Genomic DNA, 25,931 nt, shown 5'->3' on the forward strand with positions numbered 1-25,931 from the left:
TCTCGGAACCCTACCCCAGGGGGTCTAGTCTCGCGATGTGGACATTTCTCGCACCCGGCCGCGCGTCGGCCACATCCAGTTCCTGAACTGCCTGCCCCTCTACTGGGGGCTCGCGAGAACCGGCACCCTCCTCGACTTCGAGCTGACCAAGGACACCCCGGACAAGCTCAGCGAGCAGTTGGTGCGGGGGGACCTCGACATCGGGCCCATCACCCTCGTCGAGTTCCTCAAGAACGCGGACGACCTGATCGCCTTCCCCGACATCGCGGTCGGCTGCGACGGCCCGGTGATGTCCTGCGTGATCGTCTCCCAGGTCCCCCTCGACCAGCTCGACGGCGCCCGGGTCGCCCTCGGCTCGACCTCCCGCACCTCCGTACGCCTCGCCCAGCTGCTGCTCGCCGAGCGGTTCGGCGTGCGGCCCGAGTACTACACCTGCCCGCCCGACCTCAGCCTGATGATGCAGGAGGCGGACGCGGCCGTGCTCATCGGCGACGCCGCCCTGCGCGCCAACCTCCTCGACGGGCCGCGCTACGGGCTCGCCGTGCACGACCTGGGCACCCTGTGGAAGGAGTGGACGGGCCTGCCGTTCGTCTTCGCGGTCTGGGCGGCCCGGCGTGAGTACGCCGAGCGCGAGCCGGTGATCACCCGTCAGGTGCACGAGGCGTTCCTGTCCTCGCGCAACCTCTCCCTTGAGGAGGTCGGCAAGGTCGCCGAGCAGGCGGCCCGCTGGGAGGCGTTCGACGAGCGGATCCTGGAGCAGTACTTCACGACCCTCGACTTCCGCTTCGGCGGCCCGCAGCTGGCGGCGGTCACCGAGTTCGCCCGCCGGGTCGGCCCCACGACGGGCTTCCCGGCGGACGTGAAGGTGGAACTGCTGGCGTAGCGAGGGCGCAGCCGCCGCGAGGGACGGACGACGGGACCGGCGAAGGGGCGGGCGAAGAGGCGGAGTCGCTGGTACGGGCGCGGCCGGCCGGTACGCAGGGGCGGGCGCCCCGATCTCCCGCCCGACGAAGACCGACCACCTCGCGTCGCCGCCGCGACCCCGGCTCCCATGACCCCGGCCCCCGTGACCGGTGTCCCGGGGACCGAGGCCCGGGGCCCCGGCCTCAGCCCGGTACGACCACCGTGCGCAGTTCGCCGTCGCCCAGGTGGAGCATGCCCCTGCCGGGGGCGATCTGGCCGCCCACCAGGCTGCGGGACAGGCGTACGCCGATGAGGTCGCCGCTGGAGGACTCCTGCGGGGACAGCAGGATGCCGCGACGGGCCTTCTTCGCGTCCACCTGCCAGCCCGAGAAGCCGCTGCACACGTCCTCCTCGTCACCGGCGATGACGAGGGCGAGGCCCTGTTCGGCGCCGCGGGAGACGATGCGCTTCATCTGGGAGGCGGCGTCGCAGTCCTCCAGGATCTCGCCGTCGTCGACGAGCACGGCGATCGGCTCCTCGGGCGACGCCGAGTCGATGACCTCCTCGAACTCGTCCTCGTCTATGTCGTCGCCGGTGAAGACCTTCAGCACGCCGTCCGTGCCGTCGAGCTGCCGCAGCGGCGACTGGCGCGGCGCCGCGACGACCAGCCGTACGCCCTGGGCGAGATAGGACTGGGCGAAGTTCAGCAGGACCGTCGAGCGGCCGGACTTCGCCGGGCCCGCGACCACGAACGACGGCACGCCGTCCGCGAGATCGGGGCCGAAGCCGACGATCTCGTCGCCGCCGATGCCCGCCAGCGCCCACAGCCGCGAACGGGACGCCTCCGGATCGCGCATCTCCCACGCCTGAGGGAAGGAGATCCGGCTCGGCAGGCTGTCCACCCGGAACGGCCGGCGCGAGCGCGGTACGTCCGCGTCCCGGGCCGCGGCCGTCTCGCCGATCGCCGCGATCGCCGCCGCCTGCCCCTGCCCGGTCGTGTCCTCGGCGAGCAGCGCGAACTGCGTCTCCGTACCGGACTCGTTGCGGAACGCCCGGCCCGGCGGGATCTCCTCGGGCACCTTGCGGGCGGGGATGCCGAGCGTGGAGAAGTCACTGCGGTCGGCGAGCCGCAGCCCGTACTTGTCCTCCGTCAGCGTCGCGATCCGGCCGACGAGCAGCGTACGGTCACCGGTCAGCACCAGATGGATGCCGACGCTCGCCCCCTCGCGCATCAACGTCGTCAGCTCGTCCGTCAGTGAACCGTGGTCGATCTCGCCGAGCGTGGGCACCCAGCCCTCCCAGCGGTCGAGCAGTACGACGATGTGCGGCAGCCGCTCCTCCGCGGGCTCCGCGGCCCGCTGCTCGCCGATGTCGGCGAAGCCCTTGTCCGCCAGCAGGTCCTGGCGGCGGGAGAGTTCGCCCTTGAGCCGGCCCACGAGCCGGACGACCCGCTCGGTCTGGTTGCGGCCGACGACCGCGCCGCAGTGCGGCAGCCGGGTCAGCGCGTTCAGGGCGCCGTTGCCGCAGTCGATGCCGTAGAGATGGACGTCGGCGACGGAGTGCGTACGGGCGAGAGAGCCCGCGATGGTGCGCAGCACCTGCGACCGGCCGCTGCGCGGGGCACCGCCGATCATCAGATGGCCGAAGGACGCGAAGTCCACGACCACCGGACGGCGCGCCTGGTCGGCGGGCAGGTCCTCCACACCGTACGGCGCGGGCGCGAGCCGCCCCGGCGCGAGCGCCGCCACCGACGGCGCTGCGCTCTCGTCGATCTCCGCCAGCAGCAGCGTCTCGGCGAGCGCGGGCAGCCACGGGCTGTGCTGGGCCGGGATGCGCAGCGCGGCGTTGGCGTCGCGGACCGCGTCGACCAGCACCTTCAGGTCGGTGATCTCCTCGTCCTCGCGCGCCTCGGCCTTCGGCTTCACCAGCGCGGCCCGGCCCAGGTCCGCCCAGGCCAGCTCGCTCACCCACGGGGCGAGCGCGGCGGGGTCCGCGGCGCCGGGCCGACGCCCTCCGACCCGCCCCGACTGGAACGGTACGAGGGAGGCGTGCCCGAGCCGGACGTACGCCCGGCCCGGTGTGTTCTTGGAGATGTGTCCGGCCTCCGGCGAGTCGATGACGTCGCTGGACTCGCCGCCGTCCGTCACGCGCAGCGCGATCCGCAGGTTGGTGTTGGCCCGGATCTCGGGGGAGACCACACCGCTCGGCCGCTGGGTGGCCAGCAGCAGGTGGATGCCGAGCGAACGGCCCCGCTGGGCGATGTTGACCAGACCGGTCACGAAGTCCGGCAGATCGCGCACCATCGAGGCGAACTCGTCGATCACGATGAGCAGCCGGGGCACCGGGGCGTGCGAGGGATCCCTCCGCACCAGATCCTGGTAGTCCTCGATGTCCTTGGCGTCGGCGGCGGCCAGGATGTGCTCGCGCCGCTTCAGCTCCGCGCCCAGCGACTCCAGGGCACGCTCCACCAGGTGGGCGTCGAGGTCGGTGACCATGCCGACGGTGTGCGGCAGCTGCACACAGTCCTTGAACGCCGAGCCGCCCTTGTAGTCGACGAGGACGAAGGTCATGTTCTCCGGCGTGTTGGCCACCGCCAGGGAGGCCACGATGGTCTGCAACAGCTCCGACTTGCCGGAACCGGTGGTACCGGCGATCAGTCCGTGCGGCCCGTCCTTGCGCATGTCGATGCCGAACGGGCCGTCGTACGACTCACCGATCACCGCGAGCGTCGACTGCCCGCCCATCCGCCAGCGTGCGGTGATCGCGTCACCGGTCGGCGGCTCCAGTTGCAGCACGTCCAGCAGTCGGCTCGCGGCCGGCAGCGCCGAGTCCTCGGTCTCCCCGCTGATGTCCCGCAGCGGGGACAGGGAGCGCGCGAGGCGCAGACACCAGGGGGCGGACACGAAGTCCGGCCGTACGTCCTTGATGCGTTCCGCGCCCGCCTCCTCCACCCGCAGCCGCAACTCCTGTGCCGCCGCAGCCTGTTCGGGTTCGGGTCCGCTCGTCGTGTGCCACGCCTGGAACGACGGGAACCCGCCGGCGGCCTGCTGCGGGACCACCTGCTGGGCCGGGCTGTCGTACTCCCGCGCTTTGGGCTCGGCGACGACGTACGCCTGGCACTCGCCCGGCAGGAACCGCTCCTCCGCGTCCAGACACACCGCGTACATCGACACCGCGGGCCCCTCGCGCAGCAGCCGCACCACCCCGGGCAGCGACCGCAGCCGCCGCGACCCGTCCCAGACCACGACGATGTCCGGATCGCTGAAGGAGGTCCCCTGCCCGCGGTTCTGCTCGGCGGTCTTCTTCCGGGCGTCGAGGATCTGGGTCAGCTCGCCGATCCGGGCGCCCACGGTCTCGGCGTCGGTGCCGATGAGGACGTTGGCGTCCTGCCCGCCGGTCGGCCGGGCGTGCGGCAGCCACCGCACCCAGTCCCAGCTGCCCTGCGCACTGCTCTCGCTCAGCACGTACACCTGGACGTCCATCGGGCTGTGCAGTGCGGCGGCCTGCGCCACCGCCCACCGCCCCATGGCACGGGCGGAATCACCGGGGCCCGCCATGCCGATGACGCCGAGCGAGCGCAGCGAGAGCGAGACGGGCGCGTCCTCGATGTCCCAGGTGACCTGCCGCCGGTGATCGTCCTGCTCGGGATCGTCGAGGACGACCTCCGACGGCAGCCGCCCCGTCCCGACCCGTACCACCAGATGGTCCCGGTCGGTGCGCCGCCGCTCCCACAACCGGGTGCGCGGACCGGTGCCGAGCGACAGCACGGCGGCCGGGTCGGGCACCGCATTCCGCCGGTCCTGCCGCTCCGCGGCCAGCGCGTCCTGCGCGTCCTTCTCGATCCGCTCCTTCTGCTCCTTGTACTCCTTGAGCTGCTTCGCATGGGACTTGCGCCCGTGCTTCTTGTCCATGAAGTAGTTGGCGAACAGCAGGACGGGGCTGAGCCCCGCCATGATCAGGTAGTACCAGCGGTGGAAGATCAGCACGGAGACGACGGAGCCGACGAGCGGCGTCAGCGCCATCAGCCAGGGCAGCGGCCGGGCCTCGTAGTCCCGGGGCGGGCTCGGCAGCCGGAACTTGGTCTGCCGGTCCGGCGGACGCAGCCGGGGCGGCCGGTTGTAGTCGAGCCCCACCCCGTCCTCCGACCACTTCAGCGCGGCGTTGGGCGGGGTGTAACGCCCCAGTTCGAGCAGCGAGTTGCCGACGGCGATCTGCCCACCGAGCGGCCAGGCCCCGTCCTCGCCGGCCTCGGAGATCTTCTTCCCGTCGAGGGTGACGGCCTCCTGGTCGGCGTGCACGGCCACCTGGCAGGTGCCATCGGTTGCAACTGACAAGGTGAGGGCGCGGGCGTCGAGTTCAGGATCGTCGATACGGATGTACGAGGCCGGCCCGCTGCCGATGTCGTACCGCCCGACCCCGAGCCGGTGCACGAACCCGGCGACCGGCCCGCCCACCACCCGCAGCTCCACCAGCCCGGTGGGCTCGCCGGGCAGGCACCCGGCGGGATCCTGAAGGCTGACGACGGCCCCGTCCCGCAGCGGCGAACCGACCACGGTGGCACCGGGATCGACGCCGTACCCGTCCACGTACACGAGCGGCGCACCGCCCGCCGGAACCGCTTGATGCCCGATCGGAATGACCTGCGCACCACTGACCCCCACGTGCTTGGCCAGTTCCACGGCGATGTCCCCGACGCTGGACTCGGGGTCGGCATCGAGTACGACGTCGGCGGAATCCCCGCCGAACGGATCGACGACGGTCAGAGTCAGGCGCACGCTTGTCCTCCCCAAGCCCCCCGTGCCCGCTTCCCTCCCGCAGGTCACAGTCGAAGCGACGATATCCGCTCGGCGCACGGGCGGGGCAATGGGGAAGCGGACCCTTCCCGATGGCAACGCACCGCGCACGAGCCCACCCGGCTCCGATCACGGATCCGTGTCCGTGTCCGTGTCCGTGTCCGTTCCGCATCCGTTCCCGGATCCGGATCCGGTTCCCGATTCGGGGATGTGGCCGGTCAGTTGACCCCCGTAAGCTGCAGTCGCAAGAGCGGACGATCGCACCGGCGGAACCATGTGTACCAGCCGTCTCGTCCGCGCACAGGGAGCCACGGGGGTTGGCCCTGCGGCGTTTTGAAGAGGGAGCAGCTTCATGGCCAAGGACCTTGACGTCACATACCAGGACATGCGGGATGCGGCCAAGCATGTCGTCAAGGAGAAGGAAAAGCTCCAGGAGAAGCTGGACGGCCTGCGCAAGTACATCGCGAACCTGGTCGAGTCCGGCTATGTCACCAAGAGCTCGTCGAAGGCGTTCGACGAGAACTTCGACGAGTTCGTACGGGGGACGAAGGACACGCTGGACGGCCTGGACGGCATGGGGGACTACCTGACGACGGCCGCGGACAAGTTCGAACAGATCGACGAGGAACTGGCTAAGTCGGCCAAGAGCCGGTAGGTCCAACTCCGCCAGCGGTGACGTACGGCGCGGCGCGTGTCCCTGGGACCGCGCCGCGTGCCGCGCCTTGCGGCCTGTCGGTGTTGCGCAAGGCCATATCTCAGGGGGAACACATGTCGGACCAGACGGCCGATCTCGCGCGCATCAAGGAGAGCGCCAGATCACTCTCCAAGATCCACGGAGAGTTCAAGGGCCATGCGAATCCTGCGGAGGGCTTGGGCGCGTCCACCCTCGGAGACCAGGGGCTGGTCGATGTCTTCGACGATTTCGGCGACAACTGGAAGATCCACAGGGGACGCCTCATGGACGAACTGGAAAAGTTGTCGAAGCTCTTGACGACAGCGGCCAAGGCGTACGAAGACATCGATCACGCGCTGGCCGAGGCATTGCGCGGCACGGACAAGAGGAAGCCCGGCGCCAGGGCAGGCGCGAAGTGACGCGGCCCAGGGCGGATGAGTGGTCGGTGATCGGAGAGTCGGCAGATCCGATTCCAGGTAATCCGGAAGAAGTGGCTGCGCTCGGCCGCGAGTTACGGAAAACTGCCGAGGTCATCAGAAAACAGGCGGACGAGATCAAAGCACTCTCTTCCGTCGAGTCATGGAAAAGCAAGACGGCTGACGAGTTCCGAAAGAATGCTGAGGAAGCCGAGGGGAAGCTACGGAAGGCTTTCAAACGCTACGACTCCGCCGCGGACACCTTGGGAGAAGGGGTCGTTGACGGCGGTTGTGCCACGGAGTACGCCTCGGAACTCCATCGCGCTCAGACCATGGCAGACAAGGCGCTCCGCGACGCGAGGACCGCGCACGATGAGCACCAGTCGAGCGGCGGCGCGATCGACATGCTGCCCAAGGGAACGGTTGCTGACGATCCGGAGCGTAAGAAACTGGAGAAGCGTCAAGAAGCCGCCTCCTCAGCACTCGAACGGGCTAAAAGGGACCTCGAAGCAGCCAAGGACGTCCGCGATGCCGCAGCCAAGAGAGCGCGTGAGTCCATCCGCCATGCCATCGATCACGATGGGCTGAAGGACGGCACCTGGGACAAGTTCAAGGGCTGGGTGCATGACAACTCCGGATGGATCAATGAAGTCCTCACCTGGACGGGCTGGATCGCCACCGTCTGTGGGACCTTGGCGCTCGTGGTGGGATGGATCCCGGTCGTGGGGCAGGTGCTGGCGGGAGTCCTGGGCACCATCGCGCTGGCCGCCACTTTGGTATCCCTTGTCGGCCATACCCTTCTGGCGCTGGCAGGCGAGGGCAGTTGGTTTGATGTCGCCCTCGATGTTGTAGGCCTGGCCACCCTCGGCATCGGTCGAGGCGCCCTCGCAGGAGCCAAGGGCGCGTCGCTCGCCGCCAAGGGTTTGGGACGGTCGTCGGCAGCCAGGGCACTCAGGCAGGGCATCAAGGCGAAGCCGGGAACTCCGGCGTACAACAAGGCCATAAACCAAGCTTGGAAGAAGGCCAACGAAATCAGTGGCGGTGCCTTGCGAGGAAAGGCCGGTGCAGAAATGATCGCCAAGGCGCCCAAGGGTTGGTTCCCCGGAGCTCAGCGAGTGGCAGACGCATTCAACCCGAAGTTGATCTACCAGGAATCGCGGGACAGTATCAAGGCCCTCAAAGACCTGAGCCCGAGCAATCTCAGGCAACTCGGACAGGCGGATACGTGGACGGGAGTTCGCCCCGGTTTGAATGACCCCGCCATTACCGCGATGAAAAGCAGTCTCGACGAGATGTCCCAATCGCTTCGGGTCGACAGCGGGGTCAAGGGAGCAATCGACGTGTTCCAGACCCAGACTCGGATCTGGGCCGGCTCGACCGCAGTCGCGTCGACCACCGACCTACTCGACAAGGGAGAGATCACCGGCAAGATCGGCGATCTTGTTGGGATAGGCGGGCTGGCTGAGGGGCTCTGGTCGGCAACCGGGGTCAAGGACGCCACGACAACGAGTGATGGGTGAGTGGAGCGAGTGACGGTCGAGACAGGTTCAGTGATGGGCGAGCAGCCGAGGAAGAGCGAGTCGCTGTGCCAGTCGGCCGACCCCATGGCGCGCCCGGCGGGTATGCCGCCGCACAATGCCCAGATCGTACGCCGAGCCCGGATCTACGCTGACGGGCGAAGCCTGGTTGTACGCGGGCCTCGGCTACTGGAGCGCCGATACCCGGTCGGTGCCGGGGGCATTCGGCGCGCCGTCTTCCACCCACCTGGCGACTTGTGGGAGACCGTGCAAAAACGGCCCATTGAACGTTGGGGTTCTCTGGTCTTCATGGACGAGGACGGCCGGGACATCCTGTTGGTACCTCTGGCGGCCTGGCTGCCCGAGGCGGGAGCCGCAGGGGCGATGGATCTGCAGCCGCTGAATTGCCTCGGCCGGACCGGGCTGAAGGAAATCGTTACCACACTCGGCATTCCCTTGGAAGAAAGCCAAGTCCCCCTCCCGCGCCCTGGAACACCGAAGAAGAACCAGAGCGGGCCGGACCGGGCCATCCACGCCCAACTGCCTCACTGGCACAGTTGGGTCAGGGCACTCGGTCTGTTCGTATGGTTCATCGCTCTCGTGACGGCTTTCGCAGCCGACCTCGATTGGGCGATGCCGGTCGCTGCCGGCGCCCTGTTCCTGCTCCCCGCAGCCGATGGGATGGTGCGAGTCAGGGCCTGGTGGCGCAATAGACGCCATACCTGGCCTGCGCACAGCGTGGAGATCAAGCCGTCCCCCGCAGCCGGGGGAGCGACGAGGCGGTTCCTGCGGACGGCGTCGGTGCGTGTGCTCCCGCACGACGTAGTCCTGACCAATTCGATTGGGCACGAACGCTGGCTTGGGCGGTCACAGACTCATGGAGTGGCGTGGTTGGTACGACTGGTGGCTCCGACAACAGGAGAACTGCTGGGTGTGGAGTTCCGGGACCGGGGCGGTGAAGCGCGGGTTCTCCTGCCGTGGAAGCACTGGTTCGCAGGACCGCAGGGACGCGACCGCTGGACGGAACTGGTAACCGCGCTGAATGTTCCTGTTGCGGACGAGCGGTACGAGTACGCCAAGAACGCGAAGGTCTGGTGGCAGGGGCACGTGCTGGCTGGAGACGCCCGCCGGATGTCCCCCATGGAGGCGAAGGAAGCCCGCGAAGAGACAAGCTGGCACAGGGCAGTCATCGGCAAGAATGAGCTCCTCTCCCTTCCTCTCTTCAGCGCTGTTCTGTTGGCTGGAGTCTTCGGAGACGAGATTCCGGCCTTTTTGGCGGGACTGCTGTCGGCGATGACCATTGTGGCCGCACTGGTGCCTGCAGCGGTGAGTGCATTCATCAGCCGCGTCTCGTACGACAAACCTCTGGACAAGCCGGGAGGCAGGGTATGAGTCAAGCCGACGAGACGGGAGCTCCTGTGGCCACTCCCGTGGACAGCAGCGGCACGCCTCCCGCTGATTACCGCCTGCTCCTGCCGGAGGGGTGGTTTCTGGTGCCCGTCTCCCCGGACCGTCGCGAGCGCTCGGTGGACGTGCTGATCAATCGCCAGTTCGAAGGCGTGGACAACGCACCGCACATCAAACGGCAATTACGTGACAAACTCCTGGCACAGGCCGCTGCGGCCTACCAGGGGGGCGGCATCGAGCTGTACATCAGTCTGCAGCAAGCAGGCCCGCTCACGATCCCAGCCTCCCTCCTGATCACCTTGTTGCCGACACCGCACAGTGAAAGAGCGTTGACAGCACAGGACTTCGCTGCTCGCCTTTCATCTGACGGAGAGGCAGACGTGTCGATCGTCGAACTACCCGCAGGCACGGCAGTCCGGACTCGCACACCGGCAGGACAGCCAACTCAGAGTCCACCCGTCGGCGTACCGGGAAGTACTGAACCACCGCTCCCGTCGGTCACGCTCACCTACCAAGTGCCGGTGCCGACGACCAGGGCGTACCTCCTTCTGACCTTCTCCACGCCGCTTGTGGAGATCGCCGATGTAATGATCGAACTCTTCGACGCGGTGGCTGGATCAATGATCTGGACGGATGGTGAACAGACCCATGAGTGATATCCGCACCTGCGGCATCGAGTGCCCGACGGAATGGGTGCCACTCCCGCTCGACCCGACTGACAACGTCAAGGACTGGGCCAAGAGCACCGCGGTGGAGTTGCGTGAGCGCAGCAAGGCAGCGGGCTACGAACTCGACAAAGGGACCCTCCGTAAGGACCTACGATCCCGAGTCGAGGACAGCCGTAGCCGTGATCCGTTCTATGCCTTCGCCTTTTACCCCGATGGTTTCGACGCTTCCATTGCGCTCCTGGAAGTCGACCTGATTCATCCCGATGAGACGGTTCCCACCATCACGCTCGACTGGCTCGCCGATACATTCAGCGCTGACGACTTCGGTCCTCCGCAGATCTCACACACCGAACTGCCGATCGGTCCCGCGGTACGACTGCGGCAGAATTTCGCCGCGGATGGTTCCCCACGCCGCGGGCCGGGGCTTCTGCTGGGAACACTGACATACGGAATTCTGCCGACCGGCAGCAACATCGCCATCATGCTGCTTGTCTCGTGGACGGTACTGGGACTGGACGAGGAGATGGAGGAGGCCGCGGACAGTATTGTCAAGACGGTCAAGGTGGGGTTCTGAGTCGTGGGACTGGCTTGGCTTGAGAAGGGGGCGGGTTTGTGGGTGAGCGGACGGCCGCAAGCCTTATTTATGACCGTGATCGGGGAGTCGTCGCCGAGCTTTCGCTGCGCGGCGTGGACGACGCTCCGCACCTCAAGAATCAGTTTTGCGGCGATTGCAGGCGACAAATACCCAAATGAGCCCTGCGATCGTCACCATGGTGCTGAGCAGCCCAACGGCCCAGAGCCACGGGTAGTTGCTGAACACCCAGCTCGGTGAAGTTGAATTGCCGCGACCCCACTTTCCCGTGTTCTGGGCGTTGAAGACGAGTACTATGTAAGGCACTAGCAGGGCGGTGGACGCGATGCACAGCCCTGCCATGACCAGCGTTCGGCCTTTGTGTATCCTCTGGCTCTTCTGGCTCAAACGAATCAAAGAGAAGATCGAAAGAGCTGCGAGACACGGCCCGCATATGCCGACGCACGCGGAGAATCCATAGGCGCCACCCGGCAAGCTTTCAGCCGCCCACATCCAGGTTTCATCGCCCCAGAGAATATCAAGGGTTACGAACAAGATGATGATACCGGTAACGCCTAGGAACATGAGAAGGCCAAAGGTAAAATTACCTTTCGGCCGGTTCTTTTCGCGGCACGAGCTCAGCCTGTTGGGACGTGGATCGTAGTCGAGACCCGACGCTGCTGCTCTTCGACGTTTAGGCTTGGCGGAACCTGCCATGAGAACTCTCCTTCAACCCGTTGCTCATTGGGCTGTTGGATGTTCTGCACAATGACATCCTGGGCTGCCCTGAAGATACTGGTGGGGAATATTGCCGACCTTGCTCAAAACCCTTGCCAATGAACGAGTAATAATCGGCCGCTAGTAGTGAGATGCCACGGTGATCTTTACGGCGTTAGTGGCAAGAGAATATTCATGAACCGAGCAAGTTCGTCTACATCGAATTTGTCAAGCACACCCGTTCAAAGTCCACACGGCGCTCCGTGTTCAGCGGTTGACAGACTGGATCTCCTGAACGGTGACGTCCTGAGTGGTCCCGAAACTACCGTCAGGAAGTCGGCCTGCTTCTCCGTTAGATCCATTCCAGGTGATCTGCCAGGTAATGGCTGCTTTGAGTTTGTATGTGCCGTCGCCTGATGAACGAAGGTAGGTGACCCCGCAGGGCGGGGACTCGTTTGACCTGCCTTTGGAATATGGCTCGCCGATAGAGCCGTCGGCGTTGATGCGGCAAACACCGCTGGCCGGAAACATGGTCGCGTCCGCAGTGCCCGGTTCTAGCCTGAGAGAGACAGGCTTCGCTGTCGTGGTGGCGGAAATGTTCCAACCTGCCACGTTGAGGGAGGCAGTAACGGACACGCTGTGAAAGTCCGCTTGGTCGAGCCAGGCCCAGGTGGCGAGGTTGACCCTTGTGGACTGCTCCGGAGCGAGGGTGACCTCGGTGTCGGGTACCTGAATCCTGCTGTAAGCGAGGCCAGCCAGGGTCTCTGCGTCTATGGCGTGCTCAACGTCAGGCGCATGACCGTTGTCAGCCCAGAAGTCCGGCTTCTTGCAATCCCAGATGTGGGGATTTGTTGGATTGCTATCATCGCGGGCCGATGTCCAGAACATTCCCTTGCCGGCCTTCTCTTTGTTGAAGTCGGTGTAGGGATTGCCGTCTTTGAATCGGCCCCCCATGCCTTCCACGGCCTCCTTCTTGCCGGAGAAGAGGGGGCTTTTGAGTAGATCTTCGTACTGTTTTTCCATTTCTTCAGGGGTGTACTTCGGCTCGTACCAACATGCAGGCGGAGTCCAGGTGCCTACGGAGGCGACCATTCCGGTGGACTTGCCACTCCCATTTTTTGAGAAGTCGAACTTCACCTGGGAGGCGATTTCCTTGCCGCGGAAACTGGCCTTAATCCCCTCCTCGTACTGGGATTTGTCGGTGATGGTCGCCATCGCGGAAGGTGGAATGGAAAAGACGACCGCGACTATTGTGGTCCCGAGTACTGCTCTGAATCGATATGTCAGGGAGTGCATTCGGAGTTCCCCCTGTCCGACAGGCCATTCGTCGTCTTCCATACTCCTTGCTTGTTCTTTTCGACCCTGACGTTGTAGAGCACGTAAGAGTCGTCGGTTACGGCGGTCATGTTTACTTTTTCGGTCTTACGGTCCTTGCTGAATGCCTTGCTCTCGTCAGAGCAGTAACGCACGGACCCGGATGTGCTTCCAGAAAGGGTGACTTGAGGATCAAAGTATCTGATCTTCCCAGTAATGGTCAGCCCTTTGTCTGCGAAGGACTTGACCCACTGTGCAGTGGTGACCAGTGCGTCGCCTTGGTAGTAGAAACCCAGGACTGATTCATTTGCGCTACTTTTGGAGATGGCGTAGTCGGTTGCCGTCTGTGCTCCTTGGACGTCGGCCAGTAGCAAATCCTTCGTGGAATTTCCCGTCTGCCATCCCTCGAATACATCATCGAGGTCGGACGGCAGTGTGATTTTGGGGCGCTGGGCCGAGCTGGTGGTGGATGGACTGGGCGAGGTTGGCACGGCAGTGTCGCCGGTGTCGGCCCCGGCGATCTTGCCGTTGGTCTTGGAATCGTCCCCGCCACCGCATGCCGTCAGTAGTAGGGCTGCGGTCGCGGCGAACGCGGTGGCAGCGGGCAGAGTGCGGCGCTTCACTGTGGGCTCCCCGTGAGACTGGGTTTGTCAAGAGCCCAACGGTATCGGTGGAGTTCCTGCCTCCGCCAGCACGAACTTGCCAGTACCCATGGGCAATTCCGGCGTATGGGATCCTTCCGGAGGTGCCTCGTGGCTTGAATTTGCTCGAACGGCTGGCAGGGCGTGGCGTGGCTGAGCGTCAGTTCTGAGGTTGTCGTTATTTGCCCTTTTGTATTGCTATCGCACGGTTATGCATCTCGGGCATGCACATGGCGGATACGCCGATGTGGACGGCACGGGGTCTTCGTGCCCGCCAGCCACGACCTCGGCTGTGCCCCGGTCGTCGGTCACCCTGCCCCTCCTGTCCATTCTGTAGATGCGAGGTGAAGCGGGAGTGGTGGGGTGTGGGTTCAAGGGGTTCGGGTACGTCCGTCCTGGGTGCGTAGTGCGCGGCGGACTCTAGGTATGCGTAGATGTTGAAGCCGGGCCCGTTGTGGCGTGGACTGCCTGGAGCAGGGCTGGTTCGTTTGTAGTGTCCCGCGGCGGCCTCGGTGGAGTCGCTGGAGTGCCATTCCTCGTCGGAGGGGCACCTTGCAACGGCCTTGACCTGGGAACGCTTTGTGCAGCCCTCACTGAAATGAGGTGATGCGAATGGTGTGGTCTCGACGCGCTCGCCGGCGGCGGACCTAGAGGGTTCGGGCTTGGCCAGCATGCTCAGATGCAATGAGTACGCATACTGCGATGGTCGGGCGGGCGGCGATTACTGAAGGCACATTTTGCTCCCCCGGACGGAAGTGCCGTCGGTCGTCTGCCAGATGCCCTGCTCGTTCCTTTCCAAGCGGGTGTTGTACAAGACGTACGCGTCGTTGCCCACCGGTGAGCGGTCGACTGTTCCGGTCTTTCGGTCCTTGTTGAACGCCTTTGACTCGTCAGCGCAGAACGAGACGCCCGCGGACCTGCTGTCGAACACATTGATCTTCGGTTTGAAGTAGCGTGTTGTGCCGGTATAAGTGAGGCCAGTATCCAGCCACTTCTGGACCCACTTCATAGACGACGTTAGCGCTTTTTCTTTATAATAGAACGTCATGCCTGGTGTGTTCGAGTCGCCTTCGAGGATGGCATAGTTCATCGCGGTTTGTGACCGCGCGGCGTCGGCGAGAACTGCGTCCTCTGTTGGATCGCCCGTATGCCAGCCTTCGAAGACATCGTTAACGCCCTTGGGTAACGTCGAATCCGGGCGCTTGACCTTGTCGGAGACGCTCGCGCTCGGCGTGGCTAAGGCTCTGGTGTCACTGGTGTCTTCACCTGCAATCTTGCCATTCCTCTTAGTCCCGTCGGCATTGCCGCTGCAAGCACTCAGAAGAATGGCTGCCGTAGCGCCAATCGCGACAGAAACTGGCAGAGTGTGGCGCTTCACATTGGCTCCCCGTGAGACGGAAATCTGGTCAAGATTCCAACAATATCAATAAAGTATCGCTTCCGGCGGGATGCACCCTCCCTGTACTCATGGGAAATTTCGGTGTATGGGTGCAATCTGGGAGCAGTGCATGGCTTGATTATGCTTGAGCGGTCGACAGTTCCGGGCGTCGGCGAGTGCCAAGTCCTCGGAGCCGCTTAGTGCCTGTGCTCACGGCGTGCACTTCGCGTTGCCCCTTTCCGACGCGAGCATGCTGGTCTGCCAGACTCCCCGCGCGTTCCGGTCCATACGAGTGCTGTAGAAAACGTACGACTTGGCGGTCACGGGCGTCTTGTCGACTTTGCCGGTCTTGCGCTCCTTGTCGTACGCCTTGCTTTCGTCTGTGCAGTAACTGAGATTTACGGAGTCCTTCTCGAACTTCGTGAAGTGTGGGTTATAGAAACGCGTCGTGCCAGTGATCGTGTAGCCGTCGTCCGTGAAGCCCTTGATCCAGTCAGCCGCTCCGAGAAGGGCGTCACCCTCGTAATAGAACGGGATGGCCTTCGAGTTGAGGTCGTTGTTGGTGATGGCGGCGTCCGTGGCCTCAATGCGCCGCTTCGCGTCCGCGAGCGCAGCGGCCTCGGCGGAGTCGCTGGAGTGCCATCCCTCGTAGACGTACTTTACGTCCGCGGGCAGAGACACCTTGGGGCGCTCGGCGATGTCCGCCGATGCGGTCGGTGATGCTGGGGCTGTTGCCTTGCCCGTATCGACACCTGTGATCTTGTCCTTGGACTTGGAGCTTTCACCCCCGTCGCTGCAGGCCGTCAACAGGAGGGTTGCGGTTGCGGCGAACGCGATCGCAACGGGCGGAGTGCGGCGCTTCACTGTGGGCTCCCCGTGAGACAAAATTCCAGTCAAGAGGTCAACGGTATCGGTAGAGTTCCCGCTTCCGCCAGGTTGAACTCCCCATGCTCATGGGCAATTCCGGCGTAAGGGATAACTCCCGGAGTGCCTGGTGGCTTGATTGTGCTCGAACGGCAGACAGCTCCGGGCGTGGTCGAGTGCCATGTCCGGAGCCGTCGTTGTGCGCTTGTTTGTTTTGCTATCGCGCAGCTGTGCATCTCCGGCAGGAGCACGGCGGATACGCCGATGTGAATGGCACTGGTTCGCCGTGCCCGCCGGCCACGACCTCGACCTTGCCCCGGTCGTCGGTCACCCTGCCCTCCCTGTCGATTCTGTAGATGCGGAGGGTGAGGCGGGAGCGGCGGGATGTGGGGTCGGGCAGTTCGAGTACGTGCGTCCTGGGTGCGTCGTAGTGCGCGGCGCATTCCGGGCATGCGTAGACGTTGAAGCCGGGGCCCGTTGGGGCGTGGACCTCGTGGATCAGGACCGGTTCGTCCGTCGAGCGGTCGCAGCGGGCGCACATGCGCATGGCGGGGCGCGTCATCGGCCGGCCGCCGGTACGCGTACGCCGTGGATGTGTCTCGGGCCCACGTCGATTCCGAGGGTGGCCAGGGAGGCGGCCCGGCGGCGTTCGCGTTGGCGGCGGTGTTCGGCGGGGGCCAGGACGTAGGGGCGTGCGAGGTGGGATGCGTTGCCGTCGAGGGGATTGATGATGCGGGGTGGCGGGATGGGGATGAAACGCAGGGGTGGGGGTGCGCCTCGGCGGTGGCGGCCCTGGGGGCTTGGGGTGCAGATGCTCAGCATCCAGGTGAGGAGGCGGACGATAAAGTCCGGCATGTCGACGCTCCGATTCAGCGTTGGCCGTGCCCCGGGACGGCTTCCACCCGTCGCCGGGGTCTATTGCGCAATCAGCCTACATTGCTGCGCATGTCAGTGCATAGCAGTATGCAGCATCGCACCCATCAATGCAGCTCAGGGCTGTTTTACGGTGGTTGCTATGGCAGCAGACGCAGGGGATTCGCCGATCGACCCCAACAAGATCGCGTACGTCTATATGCAGGTGGCTGACCACATCGCTGCCCGGATCGCGTCGGGTGCGCTGAGGCCGGGAGCGCGACTGCCAGGTGAGCGGGATCTCGGTGAGGAATACGGGGTCGCGTACCTGACCGCCCGCCGAGCCGTTCGCGAACTTCGTGAGCGCGGCCTCGTCGTCACTCTCCCGGCGAAGGGCACCTTCGTCGCGTATCCGGAGGCCGACGTGTCGTCAGATGGTGAGGGACAGGAGTAGCAGGGTCCGGGTGCCGAGCTTGGGCTCCGGGACTTTGCCTGGCCGGCGTCGTTCTGGCTCTCAGGCTTCCTCGGCCGACGTGAGGGGCGTCAGATCCTCGGTGGGATCGACGAAGGAAACCGTCTGGAGAATCGCCCCCATCATCTCGACGAACTGGCTCCACTGATCCACTGAGGCCGTGAAAAGCGTGAAGACCGCGGTGAACGGGCCGGTCGGGAACGGTACGTGGACCTGGATCTGGGCGGTGACGAGTTCCGTGGCCTCTCCGCTTGCCGTCACGGCGGGGTTGAGGTTCAGCTGGCGCCAGGTGACGCATGACACGGCCGGGCCGCAGGGGAGGTCGAGCCAGTCGACCTCGTTGTACCGGTCCGCGGACAGGGCCGCGAGGATTCCCTGTGCTACGACATCGGTTTCGGCGTCGGCCTGGTCCGTCGGTATCGCGGCCAGGGTGAAGGCGCACTGGGCGGCGCCGCCGGAGAGGTCGTGCCTGGCTATGTCGCCCTCGGGAGTGCGTTCCTCCTCGGAGGTGGAGAACAGGCCCATCGCGGCGTAGGAGACACCGGTGTTCTGCATGAGTTCGGCTATGGCCGAGTAGTACGGGGCGGCGGGTTCCCAGACGGTTTCGTCACCGCGGGAGTAGAGGTCCCGTACGAAGGAGTGCGCTCGGGCCGCACGCTCGTCGGGGCTGTCGGCGAGGGGGAGTGGGAAGAAGCCTTCGGGGGTCAGGAACCAGACGGGTGGGGGGTCTATCGGTGGCGGCGGCGGTGGAAGAGGGGCCGTGGATTCGGCAGAGGATGGCATGGACGCGGGAGCCGTTTCGAGTGTGATGTGGTTTTGGGTTCAGAGGTCTTCGGGGTGGTACTTCAGGGGATCGGCCTTCTGGCCGTCCTCGTTCATGGTGAGAGTCTCCTCCGAAGCTCCGAAGGCGGGAGTGAACCGACTCGGCAGGAGAATGTCGACGTGGTAATGGCCGCACGCGTTTCGCGTGATGATGGGGGACACCGACTCCGGCATCTCGACCTCAGCCGCGAAGTCCAGGACGGCTGTCTGCTGTTGCGGGGTGAGGGATTCCAGCGTGAGCAGGTCGGGCGTGTTCTCCAGATACCGTGTCAGGTGCCTGCGCCAGACGCATCTCAACCTGCACCATGAGCCGTCTACGAAAACGATTTTGACGTCGTCTCCGTCCTTGAAGTCCTTGAGTTCGATGTGTCCGATATCGGTGCGTGGACACTGCCAGAGGACCGCGTCGTCGACTTCTTTTGAGTTCTTCTTGTAGGGCAGTTCGACGATGACGAGTCTGCGGTCGGTGACGATTGCGTGGGTCCGTTGGTGATTCTGGTCGGTGCGTCCTGGGTCAAGTTGCCAGGGCAGGGTGCGGGCGATGCTGCCCGGTGCGGCCCACATGACCGGGAAGTCCTCGACCTCGTCCGCCGGCTCGTCTGGTGTGTCGGAGCCGGAGTCGTCCGAGGGGCCCGCGATGTTGCCGCCCGCAGCGCTGAGGAGAGCCATGAAGGCCGTCCCCACCACCATGCCGGCACCCTTGAGGGACTTCAGGGCCACCGTGCCGCCTGTCGAATGGGGCGTGTAGGAGGGGCCTTCGGGCCAGCCGGGAAGCTCGTGCTGGATGTCATTGCGGTAGGTGTCACGGAACCAGCGCATGCCTCTGACCCGCATCGCAGCGCCTGTTGCGTAGGTGACGGGAGCGCGGGCGAGTAGCGTTTCCCCTGGTTCGGGCTGCCAGATATTCATCTCGGTGTGCACTCCCTGTGTTCTGACTCAGTGGTTCGTTTCCGTGACGCCCTCTGCCGTCCATACTCTGGAGCGTGGTCACGGTCTGATTCCGAGGGGCAAGGCTAATCGCCGGAAACGGCGTCCTTGATGTTGGTGATGACTTTGGGGGCGATCTTGAGGCTGCCGTCGATGGACCTGCCCATGTTGCTTATTGGATCCACGCTCCATTTTGTCAAGGTGTTGATTCCCTTGGTGCCGATCCACTGCCCTTCGTGGTAGCCGGCGCTGACGAGGCCGCCCATGCGCGATGCCAGGCCACTGGCGTGTGAAACCTCGTAGACGTTCTTGGAACTTCCTCCGATTTTCACCAAACCGGCCAGCCCGCGTCCCCCGTCCAGGTCCTTCGATGCCTTGCCCATGGCGAAAGCAATACGTGATTCACCGATTTTTGCGACCTTGAATCCCTTGCCCAGCAAGGCAGCCTTGGCTGTCGCCGCACCCTTGGCCACTTCTGCCGTCTTGCCGGCGACCTTGACCCCCTTCCCGAACATCCCAAGCCCAGGCATCAGCCCCAACGCATCCGTCCCCAGTGTCATCCAACTCACATCCGCCCCGGCCGCCATGGCGACGCCATGGGCCGCCAGGGCCAGTCCGCTGCCGATGAGGGCGGCTGTGCCGAAGATGGCGGCGAGTGGGGGGAAGGGGAGGGTGGCGATGGCCAGCATGCCCAGTACCGCGGACGCGTTGCTGAGGATGTCGCCGACCGTTTTGATCAGGTCGGCGTGTTCCTTGAGCCAGTCGCCGGTGGCGTCCCAGGCGTCCGCTATGCCCTTGCCGAGTTTGTCCCAGAAGCCGGGTTCGTCGGGGGCTATGTCCGCGGCCTTGTCGAGTTCCTTGCCTATTTTGTGGGCGGCTTGCTTGTAGCGGTCTTCGAGGTCGTGGACCTTGTTGATGACCTCGTCGACGGCGCCGGAGGCTTTGCCGAGTTCATCGCTGCCGTCGCTGCCCGCCTTGGCTTCGGCCTTGCCCTTGGCGTCGAGTTTCTCACCGGCGAGTTTTTCGAGCCGGTCCGCTTCGTCCTGGAAGTCCTGGAGCTCTCCCGCCCATCGGTGGAGGGCCCGGGATGCCTTGTCGAACGATTCGTAGCTCTTGCGGATGAGAGGGGTGACGTCCTCGCCGATGTACTCCGTGAAGGCGATCGCGGTCTTGCCCTTCCAGGCGCCGCATTCGATGCGTTCGAGTTCGCGTACCGCGGTGCCGAGTTCGCCGGCCAGGTTGCCGAGTCGTTTGGCGAGTTCCCGGGTGTCGATCACGTCCCCGGGGGTGGGGTCCCAGCCTATGTGGGGGAAGGAGGGCCGCTTGCCGGTCACGTCACTTGCCCTTCTTCTTGACCTTGAGTGATTCGGCGAGTTCCTGGTCGAGCTTGTCGAAGGTGTCGCCGATGGTGTTGATCATCTTCACGGCGCCCTGGGTGTGCTTGCCGAGCTGCTTGATGCCGTAGCCCCAGTCGTCGGCGAAGTCCTGGACGTCGTCGACGAGCTTGCTCTCGCCGACGGCCGAGGCGTCGGTGCCGCGCAGGCTGCGGCGGGCGTCCTCCATGCGGTCGCTGATGGTGGAGAAGGTCTTCTTCAGGTGTTCGAAGACGGTGTCTTCGAGGCGCAGGTCGCTCATGTCGTCTTCCGGTCTCCGGTCACGGGCCCGTCGCGAGTGGACGTCGCACGGCTGGTGGGTGGGTCGTCAGCGGTTGACGGACTGGATCTCCTGGACCGTGACGGCCTGGTCGTTGCCGAACGTGCCGTCAGGGAGCCGCTTCGGATCGGGATTGCCCGTGCCCGTCCAGGTGATCCGCCAGGTCACCGTGGCCCGCAGCTTGAACGTGCCGTTCCCGGAGGAGCGCAGGTAGGTGACGCCGCAGGGCGGCGTCCGGTCGGCCTTGCCCTTGGCGTAGGGCTCTCCGACGGAGTCGTCGGCGTTGAGCGTGCATTCGCCCGAACCGGGAGAGGTCGTGGCGTCCGGGGTGCCGGGTTCGAGCTTGAGCGCGACGGGTTCGGCGGTGGTCGTGGCCTGGATGTGAATGCCGCCGACATCGAGGGCGGCGGTCACCGAGACCGGTTTGAACCTGGCTTTGTCGAGCCAGGCCCAGGTGGGCAGATTGACCTTGGTGGTGTCCTGCGGTGCCAGGCTCACCTCGGTGGCGGGGAGCCGCACGCGGTTGTAGGCGAGTTCGGCGAGGATCTGCGGGGTGACCGCGTGGTCCACGGGCGGCGCGTCACCGTTCTCCACCCAGAAGGGCTGCTTGTCGCAGACCTGGGCGGCCGGCTCCATCCAGCGGTCCTGGTCGACGACGGCGACCCACCAGTTGCCCTCGTCCTGTATGTCGAGGTTGTAGTTCTTGTACGTGCCGTCCTTGTAGTCGTTGCGGAACATGCCGACGGAGGCCTTGGCGTAGCTGTGCTGGCCCGGCGTATTGATCGTTTCGGTGTACATGTTCTCGACGTACTTGGAGAAGTCCGCGGCGCTTCTCGGCTCGTACCAGCACGCGGGTGGGGTCCAGTCGCCGACGGGGGTGACACGGCCCTCGTCACCGCCTCCGCCCGCGGCGGAACCGCTGAAGGTGATCACCGAGTAGAGCCGTCCGCCGTCCTGCCCACCGCGGGTGTCGGTCTTCTGGCCGTTCGATTTTCCAGGGGTTCCCCACCCGAAGGCGGTGCCGGGAAGGAGCGCCAAGGTGACCGCGGCTGCCCCGACGGGGAGCCAGTAATGCCTGATCCTCAAGGAGTGCACGCCTTGTTCCCCCGCTCCGATTCGAGCTTCGTGGTCTGCCACACGCCCTTGTCGTTCAACTGAAGGCGGGTGCTGTAGAGCACATAGGATTTGGCGGTCGCCGGTTCCTTGTCGACCTTCTCGGTTTTCCGGTCCTTGTTGTACGCCTTGCTCTCGTCCGCGCAGTACGACACACCAGCGGTCTTCTTGTCGAAGACACTGATCTTGGCCGCGTAGTAACGCACCGCACCCGAGAAGGTGAGGCCGGAGTCCACGATCGACTTGACCCAGTCCTGGCTGCCGGCGAGGGCGGTTTCGGCCTGGTAGAAAGCCAGCGCGGAGGTCTCGGGATCCCCCTTGGTGACGGAGTACGTCACCGCGGTCTGAGCCCTTCCGGCGTCCGCCAGGACCGCGTCCTTGGTGGCGTCCCCGGTCTTCCAGCCCTCGAAGGTTTCCTGTACGTCGCCCGGCAGTGTCAGGTCGGGCCGCGTGGCGCCGCTCGTCGTCGGGCTCGGAGCCGCGGAGGCCGAGGAGTCCCCGCTGTCGGCCCCCGCGATCCTCTCCCCGTCCGTGCCCGAGTCACCCCCACCGCACCCCGTCAGCAAGAGACTTGCGGTTGCGGCAACCGCGGCGGCAATTGGCACAGAGCGGCGCATCACTGTGGGCTCCCCGTTGAGACATGAAGGCTGTCAAGGGCACTGACGGTATCCCTGGGATTGGAGGTTCCGCCAGGCTGGAGCGGCGTCGGCCGCCGGACCGGCGCGGGACAACAGCGGTTCTCCGTACGGAGGGTGGGGAACCACCCGCACCTGTCGTGAGCGAAACGTGCAGGCATCGTGTCCGCCCGGTGAGCGCTTGCCCGGCGGTGGGATTGTCGGGTGTTCGCAGGTACGCAGGCAGTAGGCTCCGTAACCCCTTGGTTCAACTGCTGTGCGTTCGATGGCCGTTGCGGAGCGCGACCGTGTTCCGGGTGGGTCCACGCACACGGAGCGTGCCTTGAGGGGCTTATGCACGGCTGATACGGTGCGTTCGCTTGACACTCACTCTGGCGCTGGGTATCCGCCCGGCTCGGGCGGTGCGTCCAGCACGTCTCGTGTTTTACGCGCGGGCGTCGGGGGTGAAGTGTCCGCTTTTTTTGGCAACTTGGCAGGCATTTCTTGCGCGTACGGGGAGCGGTTGCGTGAAGATCCAGGAGCGTACGGGGGCGGGCGCGGGTCGTGCCGCCGCTCCGGCTCAGCCGTCGGTCGGTGACCGGCTGCCCACTCCGCCTCGTGAGCGCAAACCGGCGTTGGCCGCGCTCGCCGTGCTGCTGATCCTGCTCGGCGCGCTCGGCGCCACGACGCTCGTGCTGCGTGCCGGGGACCGGATCGAGGTCATCAAGGTGACCAAGGAGATCCCGGCCGGCGAGTCCGTCAAGGACGGCGGGGTGACCTCCGTGATGGTCGCTGCCGACGACAGCATCGCCTACGTCCGCTGGGACCAGCTCGACACCCTCAAGACCCTCAAGGCCAAGTCCACCATCTACAAGGGCACGGTCGTGGTGGGGCAGATGTTCGCCGCCGGCAACTCCCTCCCCAAGGGGAAGGCGTCCGTCGGCGTCTCCCTCAAGCAGGGCCAGTACCCGGCCGACATCAAGCCCGGTGACACCGTCGCCGTCTACAGCGTCGACTCCGGCGGTTCGAACTCGGGCAGCTCGGCCGACTCGTCCGGGGCCTCCTCCGGCGGGCTCATCGTCGGCGACGCGCGGGTCAGCTCGAAGTCCGACGGCAGTGACGCCACCGTCAGCACGGGCAACCTCTCGCTGACCCTGCTCGTCGACGAGGCCGACGCCGCCGCCGTGGCACGTGCCGCGTCCGCCAACGCGGTGGCCGTCGTGCGAGTTCCCGGCACCGGCAACTAGAAGGCGGCACCCACCCCATGGCGCTCATCGCAATCGCCGCCGACAAGGGTTCCCCCGGCGTCACCACCGCGGCCGTCGCCCTCGCCGCCGTCTGGCCGAGGCGCGCGCTGCTCGCCGAGGCCGACCCGGCCGGCGGTGACCTCGTCTACCGGAGTGCCGCCGCGCACGGCGGGCCGCTCAACCCGAACACCGGCATGCTGTCCATAGCGGCCACGGCCCGCCGCGGGCTCGTGCCCGACCAGCTCTGGGACCACGTGCAGCCGCTGAGCGGCGGGCTCGAGGTGCTCGTCGGGCTCGGTATCGCCGAGCAGGCGGCCGGGCTGGCCGGCCTGTGGCCCACCCTCGGGCACGCCTTCGCCTCCCTGGCCGACTCCCCGAACGCGCCCGCCGACGTCATCGCCGACTGCGGACGCATCAGCGGCGACACCCCGGCCGTGGAACTGCTCCCGCATGCCGCGCTCGTCCTGCTGGTCTCGCGTACCGAGCCCGAGTCGCTGGCCCGGGTCCGGGACCGCGCCGCCGCGCTCTCCGTCAAGCTGCACGGCGGCCCGCGCGGCGCCGCGACCCTCGCCACCCCGCTCATCGGCGTCGTCCTGGTCGCCGACCCGAGCAGTTCCGCCAAGCTTGCCGGCCAGGTCAACGACATGCTGGTGCACGCCCAGACCGGGGCCCGGGTCGTCGGCACGCTCGCCGACGACCCGTCCGGCGCGGAGCAGTTGGCCGGCCGCAAGCGGGGGCGTCTGGAGAAGTCGCTGCTGATCCGCTCGGCCCGCAAGGTCACCGCCGACCTGTACCAGCAGTACGGCGCCGCGTGGGCCGCGTCCGCCCAGGCCCAGCAGGCGCATCAGTCCCAGCAGCAGGCGCACCACGGCCGGCAGCAGCCCCAGCAGCAGGCGTACCAGCCGCAGCAGGGCCAGCAGCAGCCGCAGCCGCCGCAGCAGGGCCAGCAGCAGCCGCAGCCGCCGCAGCAGGGCGAGCGGCCCCAGCAGGGTCACGCGGGAGCCGGACGATGACCGCTGTCGACCACCAGTTGGTCAAGCGGTTCCGGCAGGACGCCGGCGACCGCATCGCCGAACAGCGCCGCCAGGACCAGGTCCGCGGCGTGTCGCCGATGTCCACGGAGGACGAGCGGCAGTACGCCCGCGCGGTCATCGCGCAGATCCTGGAGGAGTACGCCCGCACCGAGATCAACGCGGGCCGTACCCCGCTGGACGCCGAGACCGAGGAGCAGTACGCGGCCGCCGTGCACGCCGCGCTCTTCGGTGTGGGCCGGCTCCAGCCCCTGCTGGACGACCCCGAGGTCGAGAACATCGACATCAACGGCTGCGACCAGGTCTTCGTCGGCTACTCGGACGGGCACGAGGTCAAGGGCGAGCCCGTCGCCGAGACCGACGAGGAACTGATCGAGCTGATCCAGGTGCTGGGCGCCTACTCCGGTCTGTCCTCCCGGCCCTTCGACTCCGCCAACCCGCAGCTCGACCTGCGGCTGCCCGACGGCTCCCGGCTCTCGGCCGTCATGGACGTCGCCCGGCGGCCCGCGCTGTCCATCCGGCGGGCGCGCATGGGCAAGGTGTTCATCTCCGACCTCGTCGGCAACGGCACCCTCGGCCCCGAGCTGGGCCACTTCCTCGCCTGCGCCGTCCGCGCCCGCAAGAACATCATGATCGCGGGGGCCACCAACGCGGGCAAGACGACCCTGCTGCGTGCCCTCGCCAACGAGATCCCGCCGGGCGAGCGGCTCATCACCGTCGAACGCGCCCTGGAACTCGGGCTCGACACCTTCACCGACCTGCACCCCAACGTGGTGGCGTTCGAGGAACGGCTGCCCAACTCCGAGGGCCAGGGCGCCATCAGCATGGCCGAGCTGGTCCGCCGCTCGCTGCGCATGAACCCGTCCCGGGTGATCGTCGGTGAGGTGCTGGGCGACGAGATCGTCACCATGCTCAACGCGATGTCGCAGGGCAACGACGGCTCGCTCTCCACGATCCACGCCAACAGCTCCAGCGAGGTCTTCAACCGTATCTCCACGTACGCGTTGCAGGCGTCCGAGCGGCTGCCCATCGAGGCCAGCCAGATGCTGATCGCGGGCGCCGTGAACTTCGTCGTCTTCGTCCAGCGGCGCAACAACTTCCAGAGCGGCGGCCGGCTCCAGCGCGTGGTGACCTCGATCCGCGAGGTCAACGGTGTCGACGGCCGGGTGCTGTCCAGCGAGGTGTTCGCCGAGACGCCCGACGGCCGGGTCGTACCGCACGCGCCGATAGCCTGCCTGGAGGACCTGATGGCCTACGGCTACCAGCCGCACGGGGCGTGGGGGTGACCATGACGTACTTCATCGCCACCGCTGCCACGACTGCCGCCATCGCCACCGG

The 25,931-nt window shown here is 66.0% G+C and carries 24 protein-coding genes; 11 read left to right on the forward strand and 13 right to left on the reverse strand.

What is annotated here, in order from left to right; genetic code table 11:
- Positions 1–37: 37 nt before the first annotated feature.
- Positions 38–883 carry a menaquinone biosynthetic enzyme MqnA/MqnD family protein gene (locus tag ACFY2B_RS00395; RefSeq protein ID WP_390760937.1) on the forward strand — a complete coding sequence of 282 codons (846 nt, stop codon included), beginning with the start codon at positions 38–40 and terminating at the stop codon, positions 881–883.
- A 223-nt stretch (positions 884–1,106) separates the two neighbouring features.
- Here ACFY2B_RS00395 and ACFY2B_RS00400 read toward each other — a convergent pair whose 3' ends face one another.
- The gene (locus tag ACFY2B_RS00400; RefSeq protein ID WP_390760938.1) at positions 1,107–5,678 is read right to left on the reverse strand and encodes an FtsK/SpoIIIE domain-containing protein; all 4,572 of its coding nucleotides are present in this window, start codon (positions 5,676–5,678) and stop codon (positions 1,107–1,109) included.
- A gap of 370 nt (positions 5,679–6,048) precedes the next feature.
- Between ACFY2B_RS00400 and ACFY2B_RS00405 the strand changes: the two genes are divergently transcribed.
- From ACFY2B_RS00405 to ACFY2B_RS00430, 6 genes are all read left to right on the forward strand, one after another.
- Positions 6,049–6,351 carry a WXG100 family type VII secretion target gene (locus ACFY2B_RS00405; protein ID WP_376530006.1) on the forward strand — a complete coding sequence of 101 codons (303 nt, stop codon included), beginning with the start codon at positions 6,049–6,051 and terminating at the stop codon, positions 6,349–6,351.
- 113 nt (positions 6,352–6,464) lie between these two features.
- Positions 6,465–6,788 (forward strand): type VII secretion target, encoded by a 324-nt coding sequence (locus ACFY2B_RS00410; RefSeq protein ID WP_390760939.1) that lies wholly within the window; start codon positions 6,465–6,467, stop codon positions 6,786–6,788.
- Positions 6,789–6,814: 26 nt separating this feature from the next.
- Positions 6,815–8,305: a putative T7SS-secreted protein gene (locus ACFY2B_RS00415; RefSeq protein WP_390760940.1), complete on the forward strand. Its 1,491-nt coding sequence runs from the start codon at positions 6,815–6,817 to the stop codon at positions 8,303–8,305.
- A gap of 306 nt (positions 8,306–8,611) precedes the next feature.
- Positions 8,612–9,694 (forward strand): hypothetical protein, encoded by a 1,083-nt coding sequence (locus ACFY2B_RS00420; RefSeq protein WP_390760941.1) that lies wholly within the window; start codon positions 8,612–8,614, stop codon positions 9,692–9,694.
- The gene (locus ACFY2B_RS00425) at positions 9,691–10,365 is read left to right on the forward strand and encodes a hypothetical protein (protein WP_390760942.1); all 675 of its coding nucleotides are present in this window, start codon (positions 9,691–9,693) and stop codon (positions 10,363–10,365) included. Before ACFY2B_RS00420 ends, ACFY2B_RS00425 begins: the two co-directional genes overlap by 4 nt.
- Positions 10,358–10,951, forward strand: coding sequence for a hypothetical protein (locus tag ACFY2B_RS00430; RefSeq protein WP_390760943.1), 594 nt, complete (start codon positions 10,358–10,360; stop codon positions 10,949–10,951). Before ACFY2B_RS00425 ends, ACFY2B_RS00430 begins: the two co-directional genes overlap by 8 nt.
- A 132-nt stretch (positions 10,952–11,083) precedes the next feature.
- Here ACFY2B_RS00430 and ACFY2B_RS00435 read toward each other — a convergent pair whose 3' ends face one another.
- From ACFY2B_RS00435 to ACFY2B_RS00460, 6 genes are all read right to left on the reverse strand, one after another.
- Positions 11,084–11,665 (reverse strand): hypothetical protein, encoded by a 582-nt coding sequence (locus ACFY2B_RS00435; protein WP_390760944.1) that lies wholly within the window; start codon positions 11,663–11,665, stop codon positions 11,084–11,086.
- A 267-nt stretch (positions 11,666–11,932) separates the two neighbouring features.
- Positions 11,933–12,880: a hypothetical protein gene (locus tag ACFY2B_RS00440; protein ID WP_390760945.1), complete on the reverse strand. Its 948-nt coding sequence runs from the start codon at positions 12,878–12,880 to the stop codon at positions 11,933–11,935.
- 68 nt (positions 12,881–12,948) lie between these two features.
- Positions 12,949–13,602 carry a hypothetical protein gene (locus ACFY2B_RS00445; protein WP_390760946.1) on the reverse strand — a complete coding sequence of 218 codons (654 nt, stop codon included), beginning with the start codon at positions 13,600–13,602 and terminating at the stop codon, positions 12,949–12,951.
- Positions 13,603–14,341: 739 nt separating this feature from the next.
- Positions 14,342–14,998, reverse strand: a complete 657-nt coding sequence (locus ACFY2B_RS00450; RefSeq protein WP_390760947.1) for a hypothetical protein — start codon at positions 14,996–14,998, stop codon at positions 14,342–14,344.
- A 210-nt stretch (positions 14,999–15,208) separates the two neighbouring features.
- Positions 15,209–15,862, reverse strand: coding sequence for a hypothetical protein (locus ACFY2B_RS00455; RefSeq protein WP_390760948.1), 654 nt, complete (start codon positions 15,860–15,862; stop codon positions 15,209–15,211).
- Between the two features lie 558 nt (positions 15,863–16,420).
- Positions 16,421–16,717 (reverse strand): hypothetical protein, encoded by a 297-nt coding sequence (locus tag ACFY2B_RS00460; protein WP_390760949.1) that lies wholly within the window; start codon positions 16,715–16,717, stop codon positions 16,421–16,423.
- A gap of 160 nt (positions 16,718–16,877) precedes the next feature.
- Here ACFY2B_RS00460 and ACFY2B_RS00465 point away from each other — a divergent pair, with 160 nt between their 5' ends.
- Entirely contained in the window at positions 16,878–17,168 is a 291-nt protein-coding gene (locus ACFY2B_RS00465) for a winged helix-turn-helix domain-containing protein (protein ID WP_376529990.1), read from the forward strand.
- Between the two features lie 60 nt (positions 17,169–17,228).
- On the opposite strand, the gene ACFY2B_RS00470 is transcribed toward ACFY2B_RS00465, so the two are convergent.
- From ACFY2B_RS00470 to ACFY2B_RS00495, 6 genes are all read right to left on the reverse strand, one after another.
- Entirely contained in the window at positions 17,229–17,969 is a 741-nt protein-coding gene (locus tag ACFY2B_RS00470) for a hypothetical protein (protein WP_390760950.1), read from the reverse strand.
- A 39-nt stretch (positions 17,970–18,008) separates the two neighbouring features.
- Positions 18,009–18,917 carry a hypothetical protein gene (locus ACFY2B_RS00475; protein WP_390760951.1) on the reverse strand — a complete coding sequence of 303 codons (909 nt, stop codon included), beginning with the start codon at positions 18,915–18,917 and terminating at the stop codon, positions 18,009–18,011.
- Positions 18,918–19,021: 104 nt separating this feature from the next.
- The gene (locus ACFY2B_RS00480; protein ID WP_390760952.1) at positions 19,022–20,269 is read right to left on the reverse strand and encodes an enoyl-CoA hydratase/isomerase family protein; all 1,248 of its coding nucleotides are present in this window, start codon (positions 20,267–20,269) and stop codon (positions 19,022–19,024) included.
- Position 20,270: 1 nt separating this feature from the next.
- Positions 20,271–20,570 (reverse strand): hypothetical protein, encoded by a 300-nt coding sequence (locus ACFY2B_RS00485; protein ID WP_376529982.1) that lies wholly within the window; start codon positions 20,568–20,570, stop codon positions 20,271–20,273.
- A 66-nt stretch (positions 20,571–20,636) separates the two neighbouring features.
- Positions 20,637–21,674 (reverse strand): hypothetical protein, encoded by a 1,038-nt coding sequence (locus ACFY2B_RS00490; RefSeq protein WP_390760953.1) that lies wholly within the window; start codon positions 21,672–21,674, stop codon positions 20,637–20,639.
- Entirely contained in the window at positions 21,671–22,267 is a 597-nt protein-coding gene (locus ACFY2B_RS00495) for a hypothetical protein (protein WP_390760954.1), read from the reverse strand. The genes ACFY2B_RS00490 and ACFY2B_RS00495 overlap by 4 nt, the downstream gene beginning before the upstream one ends.
- 575 nt (positions 22,268–22,842) lie before the next feature.
- On the opposite strand from ACFY2B_RS00495, the gene ACFY2B_RS00500 reads away from it, so the two are divergent.
- The 3 genes from ACFY2B_RS00500 to ACFY2B_RS00510 are packed head-to-tail and all read left to right on the forward strand — an operon-like array spanning position 22,843 to position 25,879.
- Positions 22,843–23,562, forward strand: coding sequence for a hypothetical protein (locus ACFY2B_RS00500; protein ID WP_390760955.1), 720 nt, complete (start codon positions 22,843–22,845; stop codon positions 23,560–23,562).
- 17 nt (positions 23,563–23,579) lie between these two features.
- Positions 23,580–24,575, forward strand: coding sequence for a hypothetical protein (locus tag ACFY2B_RS00505; RefSeq protein ID WP_390760956.1), 996 nt, complete (start codon positions 23,580–23,582; stop codon positions 24,573–24,575).
- Positions 24,572–25,879 (forward strand): CpaF family protein, encoded by a 1,308-nt coding sequence (locus ACFY2B_RS00510; RefSeq protein WP_390760957.1) that lies wholly within the window; start codon positions 24,572–24,574, stop codon positions 25,877–25,879. Before ACFY2B_RS00505 ends, ACFY2B_RS00510 begins: the two co-directional genes overlap by 4 nt.
- Positions 25,880–25,931 lie beyond the last annotated feature (52 nt).

Origin of the sequence: Streptomyces sp. NPDC001270 (assembly GCF_042896695.1) — a bacterium.
GTDB lineage: Bacteria > Actinomycetota > Actinomycetes > Streptomycetales > Streptomycetaceae > Streptomyces.